This is a genomic window from Geodermatophilus africanus, from assembly GCF_900107105.1.
Taxonomy (GTDB): Bacteria; Actinomycetota; Actinomycetes; order Mycobacteriales; family Geodermatophilaceae; genus Geodermatophilus; species Geodermatophilus africanus.
Genome location: NZ_FNOT01000002.1, coordinates 49,418 through 68,370 on the forward strand (window position 1 = coordinate 49,418; position 18,953 = coordinate 68,370).

Consider the following 18,953-nt stretch of genomic DNA (forward strand, 5'->3'; position numbering starts at 1 on the left):
GTACCGTGGCCGGTGTGACCAGCGGCGCGGTACGGCGGCGTCCCGGGGCGATCCCGCCGGACGCCGCCGGCGCCGACGTCCCCGTCGGCCGCCCGCCGCGGTGGCTCCTGGTGGTCGCGCTGGTGGTCACGGTGGCGGTGACCGTCGACCTGCTCGGCGGAGGCGTGCTCGAGCGGATGGACCTGCGGGTCTCCGAGGTCGTGAGCGCCTGGGACCTCAAGGACTCCGCCGCCTACTGGCCGGTGTGGGCGGTGACCCAGCTCGGCGGGCGTGGCTTCATCCTCATCGTCCTGGCCGGGCTGGTCGGCTACCTGGGCTGGCGGTTTCGCACTGTCGTCCCGCTGGTGCGGGTGCTGCTCGCGCTGGTGTTGCTGACCGTCGTCGTCTACTCGTTCAAGTACGGGACCGGCCGTACCGCGCCGGCCTACCCCGGCTCGTTCTTCCACCGGGACGGCGCCTCCTATCCCTCCGGGCATGTCGCCAACGCGGTGCTCATGTGGGGCGTGGCGCGCTGGCAGGTGGTGGAGTACCGGCTCGCCGCGTGGGTGCAGCGGACCGCCCGCGCGCTGAGCGTCGCCGGCCCGGTGGCCACCGGGGTCGCCATGGTGTCCCTGGACTTCCACTGGGTGACCGACGCCGTGGTCGGCGCGGCCGTCGGCATCCTGCTGTTGGGCGTGGTTCACCTACTCGACGCGGTCGTGATGTCACGCTGGGTCAGTGCCCGAGCTGGCCGGTCCACCGCGTAACGGGATCGGGGGACGGCGTCTGGCGGCCGGGACCGGTCTCGCGCTGACGCTCGTCCTCGGCTCCGCCCTGCCTGCGTCCGCCCAGCCGGCCGACCCGGCCGCTCCGGTCACTCGCTGCCAGCTCACCGACCCCCGGCTGCCCGAGGTCTCCGGGCTGGTCGAGGTGGGCGACCGGATGCTGGTGCACAACGACGGCGGCGACTCGCTCGACGTCTTCGTGCTCGACGGCACCTGCGAGGTGGTCACCGTGCACTCCGCGCCGGTGGACCCCTACGACCCCGAGGACCTGGCGCTGGCCGTCGACGGGACGGTCTGGTTGGCCGACACCGGCGACAACACCGGCACCCGGACGACGGTGGCGCTGCTGGCCCTGCACGCCGACGGCAACAGCTCGGTCTACCGGCTGGCGTACCCCGACGGCCCGCGGGACGTCGAGGCGCTGCTGCTCGCCCCGGACGGGACGCCCTACCTGGTGACCAAGGAGGTGCTGGGCGCCAGCGAGGTGTACCGGCCGGTGTCGGCGCTCGTCGAGGACGGCACGGTCGGCCTCACCGAGGTCGGCGGGGTGGGCTTCGTGCTCACCGGGACACCGGGCGGCCCGGTCGGCCGCGCCGGTCAGCTCATGGTCACCGGCGGGGCGGTCGCACCGGACGAGCGCTGGATCGCGCTGCGGACCTACACCGACGCCTACGTCTGGCCGCTGACCGGCTCGGACGTGGCCGGTGCGCTGGCGGGGGAGCCCCGCCGGGTCGCGCTGCCCGAGGCGGCCCAGGGCGAGGCGATCAGCTTCACGGGGGACTCCTCGGCGCTCGTCGTCGCAGGCGAGGGACTGCCCGGCGACGTGACCGTGGTCCCGCTGCCGGTTGAGGCGCCCGCCGCGCCGGAGGCGACGGCCGCTGAGGGCAGCGTCTCCGGGCTGCTGTCGGGCGGGGACGGGCCGCCCCCGGTCGTGGCCGCGGTCGCCGCAGCCGTCGTCGCCGGCGCCGTCGTGTGGCTGGGCGGCAAGGTCGTCCGCCGGCGCGACTGAGGACTGGCGCACCGGCGGACCGTTGGCCCCGTCCCGGGGCCCGCTGGCCTCGTCCAGAGGCTCGGGCGCGAGCCTGCGAGCGGTGAGGAGGACGGGGTCCTTCTACGAGGGGTGGGGAGGACGGGGTCCTTCTTCAGACCCGGCGGAGCACCGTGACGACGCGGCCCAGCACGGTGGCGTCGTCGCCGGGGATCGGCTCGTACGCGGGGTTGTGCGGCAGCAGCCACACGTGCCCGTCGCGCCGCTTGTAGGTCTTCACCGTCGCCTCGCCGTCGATCATGGCGGCGACGATCTCGCCGTTCTCCGCGGTCGGCTGCTGGCGGACGACGACCCAGTCGCCGTCGCAGATGGCCGCCTCGACCATCGAGTCACCGGTGACCTTGAGCATGAACAGCGTGCCCTCGCCGACCAGCTCGCGGGGGAGCGGGAAGACGTCCTCGACCGCCTGCTCGGCCAGCACCGGACCACCGGCGGCGATCCGGCCGACGAGCGGGACGTAGGTGGGGGCGGGGGTCTCCTCGGCGCCGGCGGGGGCGACCACCGTGGGCGCGGGGGCACCGGGCGCGTCACCGGGCAGGCGGACGTCGAGCGCGCGGGGGCGGTTCGGGTCGCGGCGCAGCCAGCCCTTCTTCTGCAGCACGCTCAGCTGGTGGGCCACCGACGAGGCCGACGACAGGCCCACCGCCTCGCCGATCTCGCGCACCGAGGGCGGGTAGCCGCGCCGCTCGATCGAGTCGCGGATCACCTCGAGCACCCGCCGCTGCCGCTGGGTGAGGCCGTCGCCGGTCTCGCCCCGGTCGGGGAAGGTGCGCACCGACGCGACCTCGGCCGTCCCCGGCGCGGGGGTGTGGCTGCCCGGCGCCCGCCGCGACGAGCCGCCTCTGCCCCGGACACCGCTGCCCGACGTCCCGCTCGTGCCCGCCACGTCTCCTCCTCGCCGGCCGTGCTGCCACGGCCCTGTCGTCCTGCGCCCCCTGGGGAGCCGGGTGGACCGGCCCCGCGACCGGGACCGCTGGCGGCTCCGGCCCCGCCGGCGCCTCGCGGCGACGGCGGGCGGGTGCTCATCGGACCGTAGCGCTTCGACGCCGGTAGTTCAAACGTGTGTTCGAAGCCGGGTGCGGCGTCGTGTCGACCCCGTCGTCGGGATGCGGTAGACATCGGACGGATGTTCGATCGAACAGGCGTTCGATCGGAACCGGGTCGACGGAGGAGGAGTGGTCATGGCGAGCGTGCGGCAGGCCGTGCTGGAGTTCGACGCCGCGGTGCAGGTCCCGTGGCGGCCGTTGCTCGGGTCGGACGACGGCCGTGCGGCCGGATCCGGTCGCGCGGCGCGGGCCGGCGCGCCCATCGGGCCCGCCGTTGTGCTTCGGCTCGCCGGGACCGGCCCCCGCGTCACCGGGCACCTGCGGCCCGTCCCCGACCGCCCGGCGGGCCCGGAGTCGCGCGCCGCGGAGCCGGCCGCACCGGCCCGGGGAGCCGGCCGTGCGCCGACGCGCCGGGACCAGGCGGCCGCGGGTGGCCGCCCTGCCACGTCGCGGGTCGTGGCGCGTGGGGTGCGCGGTGGCTGTGCCGCTCCGGAGGGCGCCGCGTCCCCGCGGCTGCGGCTGACCCGCCGGGGACGCCGGATGGTGCTCGCCCTGGCGCTCGGCGGTGCCGTGGCGCTCGGCTCGGTGGTCGCGCCGATCCTCGGCGGCGGGGGCCAGGACGGGCTGCGGCTGGCCGGCGAGCGCAGTGTGGTGGTGGAGCCCGGTGACACGGTGTGGTCGATCGCCGGGGAGGTCGCCGGCCCCGGCCAGGACGTCCGCACGGTGGTCGACGCCATCGAGGAGCTCAACGACCTCGAGGGGTCGGTCGTGGTCCCCGGCCAGGTCCTCGAGCTGCCCTGACCGGCACCTCGCCCGGACGTGCGCCCCTGCTGGGCGGTCGAGGAGCGACAAGACCCGGCGTCGATGTTCGTCAACCCGTCGTGCCGAGTCGTTGACGCTTTGTGGCCAGCGGCGGATCTACGGTCGCATCCGTGTCAGCGATCTCAGGCAACCGGGCCGCCGTCTTCACGCAGCAGTCGCAGCACTGCGAGGTGTTCGTCGAGGGTGTCTGGTGGCCGGGGTCGCTGCTGGGGTGGCGGCACGACGGCGGGGGCGCGTGCGAGATGTGGGTGCGGGTGACCGTGGCCGGCGTCGAGCGCGAGACCTGGAGCGACCTGGCCGACGTGCGCCTGGCGCAGGTCCGGCCGGCGCCGGTGCTCGTCCCGGACAGCGGCAGCGACCCCTTCGCGGCCCTCGGCGGGGAGTCGCTGCCGGGAGCCGCCGCCGCGCCGTTGCTGTCGCTGAGCGAGGCCGCCGCCCGTGAGCAGCGGGTGGCCGGTGTCCTCTCCGCTCCGGCTCCGGCCGCCGGGCGCCGTCGTCGCCGCCACGGCGGCGACGTGACCGCCGAGCAGCCCGCCGTCCACGGCCCGTCCGCCGGCCGGCACCGCGCCGGACGGCACCGGGTGGCCGAGGAGGCGGCGCAGGTGGAGGAGGTCCGGCCGGCCGAGCCGAGCGACGCGACGGTGCTCATGCCGCGCGCCACCGAGGTCGACTGCCTGACCCGCCCGCTGCGCCTCGGCGACCGGGTGGCCCGCCCCCGGCTCCCGCGCGCCGGCGGGGCCCTGCGCGCCTGAGGGGGGACCCCTCTGCCTCCATCGCTCGCCGGGTCGCGTCGGGGCCCTGCAGGGGGCCGCCGTCCTCCCGCCCGTCGCTCCACCCGTCCGGCTCGCGCGACTGCGGCGCGTCCGGCCGCGTGTCCCCGGGGGCGGGTGTGACGACTGAGCGCGGGTGGTCACGAAGTCGTCTCGGCGGACGACGCGCCTGGCGTTCGGCTTGCAGATCTAGTGGGGCGAGACCTAGGGTTCCCCTACATCTAGTAGTTGCACCGCTGTGAGTCCGTCCACAGGCCGATCCTCAGGTCCTCCCCACGACGTCCACCGGATGTCCCCAGGGAGGTCCACAGGAGGCCTCCCGGACCGTCGCCCCGGCCGCGTCCCGCGGTCGCCGCGGCGGCCGGGCGGACCCGCACCGGAGCGCGTTCCGAGGGGAGGGGATCGGCCGTGCGCTGCCCCTTCTGCCACAACCCGGACAGCCGCGTCATCGACTCGCGCGAGGCCGACGAGGGGGCGACCACCCGTCGCCGCCGGTCGTGCCCTGCGTGCGGACGCCGCTTCACCACGGTGGAGGAGGCCGTCCTCGCCGTCGTGAAGCGCAGCGGCGTGAGCGAGCCGTTCAACCGCAGCAAGGTGGTGGCCGGCGTCCGTCGGGCCTGCCAGGGGCGGCCGGTCGACGAGGACCAGCTGCAGCAGCTCGCCCAGCAGGTCGAGGACGCCATCCGGGCCACGGGCGCGGCGGAGGTCCCCAGCCACGAGGTGGGGCTGGCCATCCTCCGCCCGCTGCGGGAGCTCGACGAGGTCGCGTACCTGCGCTTCGCCAGCGTCTACCGCGCCTTCACCTCGCTCGAGGACTTCGAGAAGGAGATCACCGAGCTGCGGGCCCGGCACATCGCCGCCGGCACCCCGCCGCTGCCTGGCATGCAGGACCCGCCGGCCCGCCGGCGGGGTGGGGGGCGCGGCCAGGCCGCCTCCGACGGCAGCCCCGGTCGATGACGCCCGCCGCTGTCGCCAGAACCGTCAGCACCACCCGCTAGAACTGAGTGCGGCTCTTCCCCAGCCGCCGCAATGCCCTCCACGCAGGGCCCACAACACAGGGAGAGCTCCGTGACCGAGACCGAGGATCGCTTGTCGGGCCGCACGCGTCGCGCCGCCAAGGCGCCGACCAGGGGGAAGGGCCTGAAGGTCAAGCGAGTCTTCACCACCGCCGGGGTGCACCCGTACGACGAGGTGACCTGGGAGCGTCGTGACGTCGTCATGACCAACTGGCGGGACGGGTCGATCAACTTCGAGCAGCGCGGCGTGGAGTTCCCCGCCGAGTGGAGCATCAACGCCACGAACATCGTCACCACGAAGTACTTCCGCGGCGCCGTCGGCACCCCGCAGCGCGAGACCAGCCTGCGCCAGCTCATCGACCGGGTGGTGTTGACCTACGGCCAGGCCGGCCGCGAGCACGGCTACTTCGCCAGCGAGGGCGACGCGGAGGTCTTCGAGCACGAGCTGACCTGGATGCTGCTGCACCAGTACTTCAGCTTCAACAGCCCCGTGTGGTTCAACGTCGGCACGAGCGCCCCGCAGCAGGTCAGCGCCTGCTTCATCCTCGCCGTCGACGACACGATGGACTCGATCCTCAACTGGTACCGGGAGGAGGGGCTGATCTTCAAGGGCGGCTCCGGCGCCGGCCTGAACCTCTCCCGCATCCGCTCCTCCAAGGAGCTGCTCTCCTCCGGTGGCACCGCCTCAGGCCCGGTCAGCTTCATGCGCGGCGCCGACGCCTCGGCCGGCACCATCAAGTCCGGTGGCGCCACCCGCCGTGCCGCCAAGATGGTCGTCCTCGACATCGACCACCCCGACATCGAGGAGTTCATCGAGACCAAGGCGCGCGAGGAGGACAAGATCCGCGCGCTGCGCGACGCCGGGTACGACATGGACCTCGGCGGCAGGGACATCACCAGCGTCCAGTACCAGAACGCCAACAACTCCGTCCGCGTCTCCGACGAGTTCATGCGCGCGGTGGAGGACGGCACGGAGTTCGGCCTGCGCGCCCGCATGGACGGCTCGGTGATCGAGACCGTCGACGCCAAGGACCTGTTCCGCAAGGTGACCCAGGCCGCCTGGGAGTGCGCCGACCCGGGCGTCCAGTACGACGACACGATCAACGACTGGCACACCAACCCCGAGACCGGGCGGATCAACGCGTCCAACCCCTGCTCGGAGTACATGAGCCTCGACAACAGCTCGTGCAACCTGGCGTCGCTGAACCTCATGAGGTTCCTGAAGGACGACGGCACGTTCGACACCCGGGACTTCGTGAAGGCCGTCGAGCTGGTCATCACCGCGATGGACATCTCGATCTGCTTCGCCGACTTCCCGACCGACCCGATCGGCGACACCACCCGCGCCTACCGGCAGCTGGGCATCGGCTACGCCAACCTCGGCGCGCTGCTCATGGCCACCGGCCACGCGTACGACTCGCGCGGGGGTCAGACCCTCGCCGCGTCGATCACCTCGCTGATGACCGGCACCGCCTACCGCCGCTCGGCGGAGCTGGCCGGCATCGTCGGCGCGTACGAGGGCTACGCCCGCAACGCCGACGCCCACGCCCGGGTCATGCGCAAGCACGCGGCGGCCAACGACGCCATCCGCCCGATGGGTGCCGACGACGCCGACGTGCTCAAGGCCGCCACCGCGCAGTGGCAGGAGTGCCTCGAGCTCGGCGCCGACTTCGGCTGGCGCAACGCGCAGGCCTCGGTGCTGGCCCCCACCGGCACGATCGGCTTCATGATGGACTGCGACACGACCGGCATCGAGCCGGACTTCTCGCTGGTGAAGTACAAGAAGCTGGTCGGCGGCGGCTCCATGCAGATCGTCAACCAGACGGTCCCGCGGGCGCTGCGCAGCCTGGGCTACCAGGACGAGCAGATCGAGGCGATCGTCGAGTTCATCGCCGAGCACGGCCACGTCGTCGACGCCCCGAGCCTGCGCCCGGAGCACTACGAGGTCTTCGACTGCGCGATGGGCGAGCGGGCCATCTCCCCGATGGGCCACGTCCGCATGATGGCCGCGGTGCAGCCCTTCATCTCCGGCGCCATCAGCAAGACGGTCAACATGCCGGAGACGGCGACCGTCGAGGACGTCGAGAACATCTACTTCCAGGGCTGGAAGCTCGGCCTCAAGGCGCTGGCGATCTACCGCGACAACTGCAAGGTCGGCCAGCCGCTGTCCGACGCCATGTCTGCGAAGAACGGGGCTAAAAAGGCCGAGACCAAGGTCGAGGCCGCCGCCCCGGCGACGGCGCTCTCGCACCCGGTGCGCAAGCGGCTGCCGAAGAAGCGGACCAGCGTCACCACGTCCTTCAGCGTCGCCGGCGCCGAGGGCTACATGACCGCCGGCATGTACGAGGACGGCAGCCTCGGCGAGGTCTTCCTCAAGCTGGGCAAGCAGGGCTCGACCCTGGCCGGCGTGATGGACGCCTTCTCCATCGCGCTGTCGATCGCGCTGCAGCACGGTGTGCCGCTGGAGACCTACATCCAGAAGTTCACCAACATGCGGTTCGAGCCGGCCGGCATGACCGACGACCCGGACATCCGGATCGCCCAGTCGGTGATGGACTACATCTTCCGCCGCCTGGCGCTGGACCACCTGCCGGTGGAGCAGCGGGCGACCCTCGGCATCTTCAGCGCCGAGGAGCGGGCCGCCCAGGTGTCGGGCTACGGCACCTCCGCGTCGGCCGGCACGGTCGTCGAGGAGGAGGAGGTCGACCTCGAGGCGCTGCGCAGCTCGGCGCCGACCGAGGCACCTGCCAAGCCGGAGGCCAAGGCCGGCGCGGTGGCCGACAAGCCGGCCAAGGAGGCCCACTCCTCGGCGGAGCTGCTCGAGCTGGTCACCGGCACCGCCACCGACGCGCCGCTGTGCATGACCTGCGGCACGAAGATGCGCCCGGCCGGCAGCTGCTACGTCTGCGAGGGCTGCGGCTCCACCAGCGGCTGCAGCTGATGTAGTCGGTCAGGGAAGTCACTGATGGCGCGGGCAGCAGTGTCCGGAAACGTCGGACACAATGTCCCGGACATGGCCACCGGGACATCCCCTGACCTGATCGCCCCGCCCACCGGCCCGGTCCCCGCATGGGGCCGGGCCGGTGGCATGGAACCCCGGGGAGGAGGCGTGCCGCTGACCTCCAGATGAAGGAGGCGGCAGCCCGACCGGCCCGAGTGCCGCCGTCGTGGGTCATGCACACGGCCTGGCGCGTCCACCGCGCGCTCCACCGTCCCAGCCGGGGCGCTTCCTGTGGACATGTCGAACAGGCGCGGCCGGGGTGCGCTACACCTCACGACCGTCGGGCGGTGGTCCTGCCAGGAGAGCAGCGTGATCATCGGCCATCTCGAGGACGGCGCCGACCTCGTCGCGCTCGCGATGAACGGCTGGGACGAGAGGCAGCCTGCCTGGTGGCTCAACCTGCAGGCGCACCCGGACGCCGTCGTCCGGCTGGTCGGCCAGGGCCGTCGCCCGGGGCGCGCCCGCGCTGCCACGGGTGACGAGCGGAACCGCCTGTGGCACCGCTGGCCCGCGGTGGAACCGCAGCTCGACGCAGGAGTGCCGTGGTCGCGGTCCGGGCGAAGAACAGGACGAACCGGATCACGGCCCACGCCCGGTCGACGAGGCTCGCCTCCCCGGTCGGGCGGAGGGAACCCACGAGCTGGGCGACCCGCCAGGGCGAGAGCCGGAGCCGCCCGGGGCGATCGGCGGCGGCGTGGCGTGCGTCGCCCGGCGCCAGGCGCGCGGTCATGCGGGTGACTGCCCGCCAGGGGCTACGGCCGCGCTGCAGCCAGACTTCCTTCGTTCCCGTGAGGAGCCACTCCCGGCCGTCCGGATCGCGGAAGGGGATTCGACCGGCAGATCTGCGCCCTGCAGGACCGAGGCTTCCGCGCCATCGGGTTCGGCAATCCGCTGCGCGGACCACCGGGCGACGCGACTGACCTCGCGGACTTCCTGCAGACCCTGACCGGGCCCATCGCACTGGTCGGGCACTCGTACGGCGGCATCGTCATCTCGGCCGCCGCGACCGGCAACGACCAGGTCACGGCGCTCGTCTACTTCAACGGCTGGATGCCCGACGAGGGCGAGAGCCAGCAGCAGCTCTTCGAGAGGTTCGAAGGCAGCCTCGTGCGGCCGGCCATCCGGCCCGTGCCGTTCACCGGTCCGACGGGAATCCGGGCGTCGACCTCTACCTCGACCCTGCGGCGTTGCACGAAGCCTTCGCCGCCGACGTGGACCCGGCCACGGCCACCGTCATGGCCGCGGCGCAGCGGCCGTTCGCCGAGGCCGCCTTCACCGGGCCGTCGAGCCCGCCGGCCTGGAAGGACGGGTCCCCTGCTGGTACCTGCTCGGCACCGAGGACAACGCGATCCCACCGGCGCTGCAGCGGTTCACGGCCGAGCGCGCGAACGCCACCATCGTGGAGGTGCCGGCCTCGCACGTCTCGTTCGTGTCGCAGCCCGAGGCCGCGACCCAGCTCATCCTCCGGGCTGAGGCCACGGCGCCGATCACCCGTGGCACCTGAGTCCCGCTCCGCCGTCTCCTCCTCGGCGATGCGGCACAGGCGGCTCGGTCACCGCGCGCCGGCGACCTCGGGGCGCGTGCGCCGCGCGTGGGCGACCGCCCAGTCGAGCACGTGGTCGGCGATCGCCTCCCAGCCGTCCTGGGCCGGCAGCAGGTGCGCGAACCCGGGGTACTCCTCGTGCTCGGTGAGCGTGTGCGGCGAGCGGTAGTGCTCGACGTTCGACCGCTGCACGCTCGGCGGCATGAGGTGGTCCTCGCCGCCGGAGACGAACAGCAGCGGAGCCCGGTCGTCGTTGGCGTAGTCGACCGCCGCGTCCTGGGGGCCCGGCATGAAGTTGGCCAGCACCGAGCTCCACAGGATTCGGCCGGACGCGGGGATCGCGTAGCGCTCGTAGAGCCGCCGCGAATCCTCCTCGGGGAACGTGTTGGTGAAGGCGTAGCGCCACTGCTCGTAGGTGAGCCCGACGGCGCGGTGCCGGTTGGCCGGGTTCTTGAACGCGACGAAGGTCGAGCGCAGCTGGGACAGCGGCAGCACCCGGACGCCCTCGGTGGGTGCGGAGTTGAGGACGACGCCGACCGCGCCGTGGCCGCGGTCGAGCAGCAGTTGCACGAGCGTGCCGCCGGCCGAGTGGCCCATCAGGATCGGCGGGCGGTCCAGGGTGCGCAGCAACTCCTCCAGGGACGCGATCACCTGCGGCAGGGTCAGCTCGGCGATCGGCGTCGGGTCGGCGTTGAGCGCCTCCACCTCCACCTCGAATCCGGGGTAGGCCGGGGTGAGCACCTGGTAGCCGCGCTGCTCGTACCGGGCCTTCCAGCCCTCCCAGCTGCGCGGGGTCACCCAGAACCCGTGCACCAGGACGATCGTGTCGGGCTCCCCCGAGGCGGACGGTGCGGTGCGTGGCGTGGGGATCTGTGGTCGGCGCAGAGAGCGGAACGCCGCCCGAAGCTCGGTGGCGAACAGCTCCGGCTCCTCCCAGGCGGCGAAGTGCCCGCCCCGCTCGGCCTCGTTGAAGTAGCTGAGGGTGGGATAGCTCGCCGCGACCCAGCTGCGCGGGGCCCGGAAGATCTCGCCGGGGAACGTGGTGTAACCGACCGGGATCCGGACCGGCGGAGGAGCCTGGCCGGCCGCCATCGCCTGCGCCCGTCCATCCTCCCAGTAGGACCGGGCCGCGGTGGCGCCCGTGGCGCCCAGCCAGTACGTGGTGAGGTTGTCCAGGATGTGGTCGCGGGTGAGGTTGCCGGCGGGCTGCCCGTCGACGAAGGCGCGGGTGATCTTGTAATAGCTGTCGGTGTCGTGGTCGAGCAGCCAGGCGGCCAGCGCGACGGGCGAGTCCAGCAGGGCGTAGCCGATCGTCTGCGGCCGGGTGGCCATCTCCAGGAAATAGCCGAACCCGGTGGCTCGGAACGTGGCGAGCGCCTCGAGGGCGGCGCGTTCCTCTTCGGTGTTCCCGGTCTGCGGCGCGCCCAGCACCGTCACGAGCAGGTTGGTGTGAATGCCCACGAGCCCCGCGGCTGCCTGGCGCGCCATCGCGTCGGTGACCGCGGCGCCGACGTCGCCGCCCTGTGCGACGTAGCGGGTGTAGCCGAGGCGGTTCATCAGCTCCGCCCAGGCCCGCGCCGTGCGGCCGGCGTTCCAGCCGAGCTCGGCCGGCTCGCCGGAGAAGCCGTAGCCGGGGATGGAGGGGAGGACGAGGTCGAAGGCGTCCTCGGCGGTACCGCCGTACGCGGTCGGGTCGGTGAGCGGGCCGACCGTCTCCAGCAGCTCGACGACCGAGCCGGGCCAGCCGTGCGTCATGATCAGCGGCAGCGCGTCCTCGTGCGGTGAGCGCACGTGGATGAAGTGGACGTCCACCCCGTCGATCTCGGTGGTGAACTGCGGCAGCGCGTTCAGCCTCGCCTCGACCCGGCGGCCCTCGTACTCGCTGGCCCAGTAGCGGGCCAGCGCCTGCATCGTCGCCAGCTGCACTCCCTGCGAGCGGTCGTGCACCAGCTCTCTGCTCGGCCAGCGGGTCGCCGCGAGGCGGCGCCGCAGGTCGTCCAGCGCCTCCTCGGGACACTCCACGCGGAACGGGCGGATGGCACTGCCGGTCTGATCTTCGACGGTCGTCATGGTCGGCTCCGCCCCTCGGCTGGAACTCGGCGCGGGGAAGTCGCAGACCGGGGGCGGGGCAGGTGAGCGCCTCACGAGCGGCCCGGGCGCGGTCACGGCTTCCGGGACGGTCGCTACCGTGACTCCGGTCACGGGGACGGGGCAGAGGCGAAAGCCTCCGCGCGGCATGTCGGGACGGCGGGTGACCACGCGTGCCTGCGGGGGGCGGTGGTGGACCGACGCCGAGCACGCACGGGTTGCGGGCCGTCTGCCACGAAACGAGATGAGTCGAATCCGACGGCACGTGGATCAGCTCACGTGCCGGCCCTGACCCAGGTGAACGGTGGCCGGGCCCCCGACGTGCCCCGGCCGGCGCCGTGCGAGCATCCGGGGCGTGCTGTGGCGGGGGCGGACGGAGTTGCCCCGTGAGGTCGGCATCCTCGCCGTCGTCGCCTTCGTCGTCGCCCTCGGCTTCGGCATCGTGGCACCGGCGATCCCGCTGTACGCCCGGTCCTTCGGGGTCGGGACGACGGCCGTCGGGCTGGCCGTCAGCGCCTTCGCGTTCTTCCGCTTCGTCTCGGCCTTCGGCGGCGGCTCGCTGGTCGAGCGATTCGGCGAGCGGACGGTGTTGTCCGCCGGCCTCGCCATCGTCGCGGTCACCACCGGCCTGGCGGGTCTGGCGGGGTCCTTCCCGCTCTTCCTCGCCCTGCGCGCGGCCGGCGGCGTGGGCAGCGCGATGTTCACCGTGGCCGCGCTGTCGCTGCTGCTGCGGGTCGCCCCGCCCTCGCACCGCGGTCGCGCCGCGGCGACGTGGCAGGGCGGGTTCATCCTCGGCGGGATCGCCGGCCCGGCGGCCGGCGGGCTGCTCGCCGAGCTCTCGCCGCGGCTGCCCTTCCTGCTCTACGCCGGCTTCCTGCTGCTGGCCGGCTCGGTCGCCATGGTCCTGCTGCGCCCGTCCGCCGTGACCCAGCGCTCCGCGGCGCCGGCGGCGACCGGCCCGGCCGCCACCACCGACCCCGTGGACCTGCGGACGGCCCTGCGCTCGCGGGTGTACCTGGCCGCGCTGGTGGCCAACCTGGGCGTGGGCTGGGTGCTGTTCGGTGTCCGCAACTCGCTGGTGCCCCTGTACGTCACCGAGGAGCTGGGCCGCACCGTGGCCTGGGCCGGCGCCGGGCTGCTCGCCGGTTCGGTGGCGCAGGCCCTGGGACTGCTGCGGTCGGGACGCCTGGCCGACACGTGGGGACGGCGCCCGGCGCTGGTCCTCGGCGCCTCCCTGGCCACGGCCTCGACCGCGGCACTCGTGCTGCCTCCGGTGCTCTGGGTCTTCCTGCTGTCGATGGCGCTGTTCGGGCTGGCCGCCTCCTTCCTCGCCAGCGTGCCGGCCGCGCTGGTCGCCGACGTCAGCCCGGCCCGCGGCGGCCGGGTGGTGGCGGTGTTCCAGATGTCGGCCGACCTCGGCGCCATCGTCGGGCCGCTCGCGGCCGGCTGGCTGACCGACGCCGTCTCCTACCAGGCCGCCTTCGCCGTCACGACGGCCGTGCTGGCCGCCGGGCTCGCTGCCGCCCTCGCCCTGCCGCGCACCGGGCGTCGCGGCTAGCTGAGCGAGGACGCCTCCACCTCCCGCGTCACCTGGGACGGCGAGGAGGCGACCCCCGCCTTTCCGGGGCTCGACGCCTGACGCCGCGCCGAGAGCTCGCCGACCGGTGCCCCGGTCCCCGCACCCGCGGGACCGGGGCACCGGCGTCCGCGGGACCGCCGAGGGCGGGGAGCGAGCGAGGTCACAGGGCGATCACGCCGGATCGCCTCCCGTCACGGGTGCCGAGTGCCGATGACCCCTCCGGTCATCCCTGCAGCCGTCGCGCTGCCGCCCACCGACGAGCGCCCGGAGCCGGCGTCGAGCCGCCCCAGCCCGCCGGTGGCCGCGCCCCGCGCAGTCCACCCGAACGGAACCCCGCTCCACCATGATCGCCGCCCTCGGCTTCGCCGCGGCCACCCTGAGCATCACCGTCGTCTGGCCCCAGGTCTGGCTCTCCTGCCGGCACGGCCGCACCCGTGGACTCTCCCCGACCGGCAGCTGGCTCGCCGTCGGGCTCGACCGCTGCTGGTTCACCTTCGGCCTGCTCGTCGGCGACGGGCCGCAGATCGCCACCCACGCCGTCGTCGGCGCCGGCAACACCGCCGTCCTGGCCGCCCTGCTGCGCGCCCAGCCACAGCTGCGCTCGCCCGAGGTCCTGCAGCGCACCGCCGCCGGGGCCGCCGTCCTGGCCGCGCTCGCCGCGGGCAGCGTCGTCGCCGTCGTCCTCGGTGCGGCGACGGCCGGGGTCGCGGCCCTGCTGAGCGCGGCCGTCACCCTGGTCGGCGTCGTCGCCGCGCTGCCCCAGCTCCTCGGCATCCTCCTCGGCCGGACCCGGGACCTGTCCGCGATGTCGCCGGCGCGCTGGTACCTCGGTGCCGGCTCGTGCGCCTCCTGGACCGGCTACGGCCTGCTGCTCGGCCAGCCGGCGGTGTGGCTGTCGGCGGGCTCCGGGCTGCTCTGCGCCGTCGTCACCTGCGCCGTCCTGCGGACCCGGCGCACGGCACTCCCCGCCGGGCGGCGGCCGGCGGTCGTCGCGCGCAGGGTGCTGGCCCCGGCCTGACCTGCCGGCGGCGCCCGGCGGGACGCCGGCGTCCGTGGTAGGCACCGGACAGGGCCGACGACGGGAGGCGACGTGCAGGCAGTGCTCATGGAGCGGACCGGTGGACCGGAGGTGCTGACCGTCCGGGAGGTGCCCGACCCCGAGCCCGGCGAGGACCGGGTGCTGGTCGACGTCGCCGCCGCCGGCGTCAACTTCCGCGACGTGTACGAGCGGGAGGGCCGTCCGCCCTACGGCGGCGAGCTCCCCAGGGTCGCCGGCGCGGAGGGCGCGGGCACCGTCGTCGGCACCGGGGAGCGGGTCGCCTGGCTCGACGTCCCCGGCAGCTACGCCGCCCGGGTGGCCGCGTCGCGCGACGAGCTGGTGCCGGTGCCCGACGGGGTGCCGCTCGACGTGGCCGCCGCCGTCATGCTGCAGGGCTGCACCGCCCAGTACCTCGCCGCCGACTCGCACCCGGTCGCCGAGGGCGACTGGGTGGTCGTGCACAGCGCCGCCGGCGGGGTGGGGCTGCTGCTCACCCAGCTGGTGCGCGACCGCGGCGGTCACGTGCTGGCGACGGTCTCGACCGAGGAGAAGGCCGAGCTCGCGCGCGACGCCGGCGCCGACGACGTCGTCGTCGGCTACGACGGCTTCCCCGCGCGGGTGCGCGAGCTCTCCGGCGGCGAGGGCGCCGCGGCCGTGTACGACGGCGTCGGTCGCACGACTTTCGCCGCGGGGCTGACCGCGCTGCGCCCGACCGGCCGGATGATCCTGTACGGCGCCGCCAGCGGGCAGCCCGAGCCGCTGCAGCTGCAGCAGCTGGCGCTGCACGGCTCGCTCTACGTCCAGCGGCCCACGCTCGGCACCTACACGCGCACGCCGCGGATGCTGCGGGAGCGGGCCGGGGCGGTGCTGGGGATGGTCGCCGCCGGCCGGCTCGACGTCCGCATCGGCGGCCGGTACCCGCTGGCCGAGGCCCGGCGCGCGCACGAGGACCTCGAGGGACGCCGGACGACCGGGAAGCTGCTGCTGGCGGTCTGAGGCCGGTGCTCGGGCCTGGGTGGTCCACTGTCGCGGTGAGCACCGGTGACCTCGACGTCCTGCTGACCCGGCTCGCGCCCGGGGTGGCCGACCTGGTGCGCGCGGCCGACGCGTTGGTGCGGCAGGTCGACCCGGACGTCGTGCGGGTGGTGTGGCCGCACCAGGGCACGGTCGGCTACGGCGTCGGCCCGGCCAAGAACAGCGAGCACTACGCCTACCTCGCGACCTTCGCCCGGCACCTGAACCTCGGCTTCAACCACGGCGCCTCCCTCGACCACGGCGGCCTTCTCGACGGCGCCGGCACGGCGTTCCGCAAGCTCACCGTGCGCCGCGCCGAGGACCTCGACGACCCGCGGCTGGTGCCGCTGCTGCGCGCCGCCCGCGCCGAGCGGCTCGCCGCCCTCGGCCGGGCCTGACCCCCCACCGCACGGGTCCGCGTCTCCCGGCTGCTGCCCGGGGGTCGGGAGGAGACGCCGGCCTGCCACGTCTGCTCGCTGTGCCCGTCCACCGACGGGGACGGCGACCACGGGCTCGCGGCGCAGCTCGTCACGGCGCGGGCGGCAGACGCGCCCGCACCCGGTCGCTGAGCTCGACGACGTAGGGCACACGGCGCAGCTCGGCGGTAGAGACCGCCACACCACGGGCGCGCAGGAGACCGGCGAGCTCCCGCCACGGGTGGTCCTCGCCGGTCTCCTCGGCGTCGTCGGGCAGGACGGTCGCGAGGACGTCGGCCGCCAGCCCCGCGAGCGTCTCGTGCCGCCACGCCGCCCCGGACTCGTCGGCGCCCGGCCCGTGCAGCCGGCTCGTGAAGCCGCGGTCCGCGCGCAGGACCAGCCGCCGCCCGTCGGCGAGGTCGGCGAACTCGGTCACCCCGAAGGAGAGCTCGGGGCCGGACTCCCGGGTCAGGTCGCACTCCGCACCGAGGCGGACGACGGCGGTCACGCGGGCATCCTCGCGCCCCCGCGGGTACGGCAGCTCGGCCCCGGTGCGGCACTACGCTGCCGGTGTGACCGCCGGACCCGCCGCCTCCGCCGTCGCCGCCGCCGCCGTGACGTCGCGACGCCGCGGTGGCCGGCCCGGGGGGCGTCGTCCCGCGCTGCCGTGACCGGCGGTCCGGACGTCCGGGTGTGCGTCCTCGGCGACTCCTTCACCGCGGGCGTCGGTGACCCCGCCGGCGCGGGCTGGGTCGGGCCCGTCACGGCGGCCGCCCGCGCGGCGGGCTGGGAGCTGACCGCCTACGGCCTCGGGGTGCGGCGGGACACCGCCGTCGACGTCGCGCGGCGCTTCGTGGCGGAGGCGTCGTGGCGGCTGCGGGACGGCGACCGGTACGGGGCGGTCGTCGCGGTGGGCCTCAACGACGTCGTGCTCGAGGACGGGCGCCGGCGGGTCGCGCGGGAGCGGTCGCTGGCCGCGCTGGCCGAGGTGCTCGACGGCGCAGCTGCGCGGAGCTGGCCGGCGCTGATGGTGGGTCCGCCGCCGGGATCGGACGCCGGGGAGAGCGCCCGCGCCGCCGACCTCTCCGCCGGGATGGCGCAGCTCTGCGCCGGGCGGTCGGTGCCGTTCGTCGACACCACGGGGCTGGCGGACGACGCGGTGTGGGTCGCGGAGGTCGCGGCCGGCGACGCGTACCACCCGTCCACCCGCGGATACGCGCGGCTGGCCGCGCTGGTCGAGCCGGTGTTCCTCCGCTGGCTCGCCGGGCACGTCGCGCCGTCGTCCCAGGGAGTGCCGTGACCGGCGAACTCCCACCCGGCCTGAGCGCCCGCCACCCCGTGCCCGACGACCACGGCCGGGTCGTCGCGGTGGTCGACTCGTGGTGGGACGGTCTGGGCGGTCCGGACGGCACGCGGCAGCGGGCGCTGCTGCTGTCCCGGCTGTTCTTCGAGCACTTCTCCGACAGCAGCTGGGTGGTCGAGGACGCCGCCGGAGAGCTGCGCGCCTTCCTCGTCGGGTTCCTGTCCTCGGCGCAGCCCGACGTCGGCTACGTGCACTTCGTCGGCGTCGACCCGGCGCTGCACCGCCAGGGTGTGGCCGGTGCGCTCTACCGCCGCTTCGCCGAGCACGTCGCAGGGCGGGGCGCCCGTCGGCTGTCCTGCCTGACCAGTCCGGGCAACGCCACCTCGGTGCGGTTCCACCGCGGACTCGGCTTCGCGGTCGTCCCCGGCGACGACGCCGTGGACTGCGTCCCGGTGCACTGTGACCACGACGGGCCCGGGCTGCACCGGGTGCTGTTCACGCTGACCCTGGAGGACGGTCAGCTCCCCGGGTGGCGCTCCCGCAGCTCGTCGACGTAGCGGGCGGTGACCGGGACGGCGATCCCGTGCCGGGTGGCGGCCCGCACCACGGCCCCGCCGATGGCGTCGAGCTCGAGCGGGCGACCGGCCGTGGCGTCGCGCTGCATCGACGAGCGCATGCCCGCGGGGACGCCGTCGAAGAAGGCGACGACCTGGTCCTCGTCGGCGGGCGCGCCCTCGGCACGGGCGACGGCGGCCACCTCGCCGATGATGGCCACGAGGTCCTCCCGCCGCGACGCGCGGACCTCGCCGGCGGTCGCCTGGGCGGCGGTGGTCAGCAGGGCCAGCGGCGCCAGGAAGTTCAGCTTGCTCCACAGCGCGGCCGCCTCGCCGTCCCCGACCCGCACGGTCACGCCGGTCCGTTCGAGGGCGTCGGCCAGCCGTCGCACCCGCTGCTCGAGCGGGGGGACGGCGACCAGGTCGACGGTGACGAACGGGCTGCCGTGCTGGATCAGACCCGGTGCCGTGCGGGTGCTCTCGACGCGGATCGTCGCCGGCACGACGCCCGCCTGCGGGTAACGCCGGCGCAGGTGGTCGACGTGCTCGACGCCGTTGAGCAGCGGCACCACGAGCGCGTCGCCGAGCACGTCGGCCGGCGCCCGCTCCAGGGCGTCGTCCAGCTGCGTGGCCTTGACGGTCACGAGCAGGACGTCGACCGGCTCGGCCAGCCGCTCCGCGGCCTCCACCGAGGTCGTGAAGTCGCCGAACTGCCCGCTCTCCACCCGGATGCCGTCGGCGCGCAACCGCTCCGCCGTCGTCGCACTGGCCAGGCAGGTGACCGCCGCGCCGGCTCGCGCGAGCAGCGCCGCCAGCAGGCCGCCGACCCCACCGGGACCGAGCACGGCGACGCGCAGGCCGGTCAGGGCGTTCTGTCCGTCGGTCACGCCGACATGCAAGCAGAAGCGGGCTGGGCGACGTCAGGCCCGGCCGCTGCACCGGGCGGGTGG

Annotated in this window: 18 protein-coding genes; 14 read left to right on the forward strand and 4 right to left on the reverse strand. The window is 74.8% G+C overall.

From position 1 onward, the window contains the following. Nucleotides 1–14 precede the first annotated feature (14 nt). Together BLW63_RS02870 and BLW63_RS02875 are read left to right on the forward strand one after the other, a co-directional pair. The gene (locus BLW63_RS02870; RefSeq protein WP_244522314.1) at nt 15–746 is read left to right on the forward strand and encodes a phosphatase PAP2 family protein; all 732 of its coding nucleotides are present in this window, start codon (nt 15–17) and stop codon (nt 744–746) included. After that, a complete protein-coding gene (locus BLW63_RS02875; protein WP_244522315.1) occupies nt 718–1,773 on the forward strand; it encodes a hypothetical protein in 1,056 nt (351 codons plus the stop codon). The genes BLW63_RS02870 and BLW63_RS02875 overlap by 29 nt, the downstream gene beginning before the upstream one ends. Nucleotides 1,774–1,906: 133 nt before the next feature. Here the strand turns inward: BLW63_RS02875 and lexA are convergent, their stop codons facing one another. Continuing rightward, nucleotides 1,907–2,698 (reverse strand): transcriptional repressor LexA, encoded by a 792-nt coding sequence (gene lexA / locus BLW63_RS02880; RefSeq protein ID WP_091151319.1) that lies wholly within the window; start codon nt 2,696–2,698, stop codon nt 1,907–1,909. A 295-nt stretch (nt 2,699–2,993) separates the two neighbouring features. On the opposite strand from lexA, the gene BLW63_RS02885 reads away from it, so the two are divergent. From BLW63_RS02885 to BLW63_RS28860, 6 genes are all read left to right on the forward strand, one after another. Then, on the forward strand, nt 2,994–3,659 hold the full coding sequence (locus tag BLW63_RS02885; RefSeq protein ID WP_139263457.1) for a LysM peptidoglycan-binding domain-containing protein: 666 nt from the start codon (nt 2,994–2,996) through the stop codon (nt 3,657–3,659). Between the two features lie 131 nt (nt 3,660–3,790). Next, nucleotides 3,791–4,432, forward strand: coding sequence for a hypothetical protein (locus BLW63_RS02890; protein ID WP_091151323.1), 642 nt, complete (start codon nt 3,791–3,793; stop codon nt 4,430–4,432). A gap of 426 nt (nt 4,433–4,858) precedes the next feature. After that, complete coding sequence (nrdR, locus tag BLW63_RS02895; protein ID WP_091151325.1) at nt 4,859–5,407, forward strand: transcriptional regulator NrdR; 549 nt, start codon at nt 4,859–4,861, stop codon at nt 5,405–5,407. Nucleotides 5,408–5,518: 111 nt separating this feature from the next. Continuing rightward, complete coding sequence (locus BLW63_RS02900) at nt 5,519–8,407, forward strand: vitamin B12-dependent ribonucleotide reductase (protein WP_091151327.1); 2,889 nt, start codon at nt 5,519–5,521, stop codon at nt 8,405–8,407. Between the two features lie 297 nt (nt 8,408–8,704). Continuing rightward, nucleotides 8,705–9,205 carry a nitroreductase/quinone reductase family protein gene (locus tag BLW63_RS28855; protein ID WP_091151329.1) on the forward strand — a complete coding sequence of 167 codons (501 nt, stop codon included), beginning with the start codon at nt 8,705–8,707 and terminating at the stop codon, nt 9,203–9,205. 135 nt (nt 9,206–9,340) lie between these two features. Continuing rightward, the gene (locus tag BLW63_RS28860; protein ID WP_425284237.1) at nt 9,341–9,940 is read left to right on the forward strand and encodes an alpha/beta fold hydrolase; all 600 of its coding nucleotides are present in this window, start codon (nt 9,341–9,343) and stop codon (nt 9,938–9,940) included. 79 nt (nt 9,941–10,019) lie between these two features. On the opposite strand, the gene BLW63_RS27745 is transcribed toward BLW63_RS28860, so the two are convergent. Next, nucleotides 10,020–12,080, reverse strand: coding sequence for an epoxide hydrolase family protein (locus tag BLW63_RS27745; protein WP_091151333.1), 2,061 nt, complete (start codon nt 12,078–12,080; stop codon nt 10,020–10,022). A 373-nt stretch (nt 12,081–12,453) separates the two neighbouring features. Here BLW63_RS27745 and BLW63_RS02920 point away from each other — a divergent pair, with 373 nt between their 5' ends. The 4 genes from BLW63_RS02920 (at nt 12,454) to BLW63_RS02935 (ending at nt 16,128) form a co-directional block, all read left to right on the forward strand. Then, nucleotides 12,454–13,656 (forward strand): MFS transporter, encoded by a 1,203-nt coding sequence (locus BLW63_RS02920; protein ID WP_091151335.1) that lies wholly within the window; start codon nt 12,454–12,456, stop codon nt 13,654–13,656. Between the two features lie 364 nt (nt 13,657–14,020). Continuing rightward, on the forward strand, nt 14,021–14,695 hold the full coding sequence (locus BLW63_RS02925; protein WP_091151337.1) for a SemiSWEET transporter: 675 nt from the start codon (nt 14,021–14,023) through the stop codon (nt 14,693–14,695). Between the two features lie 72 nt (nt 14,696–14,767). Continuing rightward, entirely contained in the window at nt 14,768–15,712 is a 945-nt protein-coding gene (locus BLW63_RS02930) for a quinone oxidoreductase family protein (RefSeq protein ID WP_170856613.1), read from the forward strand. 35 nt (nt 15,713–15,747) lie between these two features. Next, complete coding sequence (locus BLW63_RS02935) at nt 15,748–16,128, forward strand: DUF1801 domain-containing protein (RefSeq protein ID WP_091151340.1); 381 nt, start codon at nt 15,748–15,750, stop codon at nt 16,126–16,128. A 130-nt stretch (nt 16,129–16,258) separates the two neighbouring features. Here the strand turns inward: BLW63_RS02935 and BLW63_RS25980 are convergent, their stop codons facing one another. Then, nucleotides 16,259–16,654, reverse strand: a complete 396-nt coding sequence (locus BLW63_RS25980) for a hypothetical protein (RefSeq protein ID WP_170856614.1) — start codon at nt 16,652–16,654, stop codon at nt 16,259–16,261. Between the two features lie 159 nt (nt 16,655–16,813). On the opposite strand from BLW63_RS25980, the gene BLW63_RS02940 reads away from it, so the two are divergent. Then, nucleotides 16,814–17,446 (forward strand): GDSL-type esterase/lipase family protein, encoded by a 633-nt coding sequence (locus BLW63_RS02940; protein ID WP_170856615.1) that lies wholly within the window; start codon nt 16,814–16,816, stop codon nt 17,444–17,446. Then, nucleotides 17,443–18,006 (forward strand): GNAT family N-acetyltransferase, encoded by a 564-nt coding sequence (locus tag BLW63_RS02945; RefSeq protein ID WP_244522316.1) that lies wholly within the window; start codon nt 17,443–17,445, stop codon nt 18,004–18,006. The genes BLW63_RS02940 and BLW63_RS02945 overlap by 4 nt, the downstream gene beginning before the upstream one ends. Here BLW63_RS02945 and BLW63_RS02950 read toward each other — a convergent pair. After that, the gene (locus tag BLW63_RS02950) at nt 17,967–18,890 is read right to left on the reverse strand and encodes a ketopantoate reductase family protein (protein ID WP_211516975.1); all 924 of its coding nucleotides are present in this window, start codon (nt 18,888–18,890) and stop codon (nt 17,967–17,969) included. The genes BLW63_RS02945 and BLW63_RS02950 overlap by 40 nt on opposite strands. Nucleotides 18,891–18,953 lie beyond the last annotated feature (63 nt).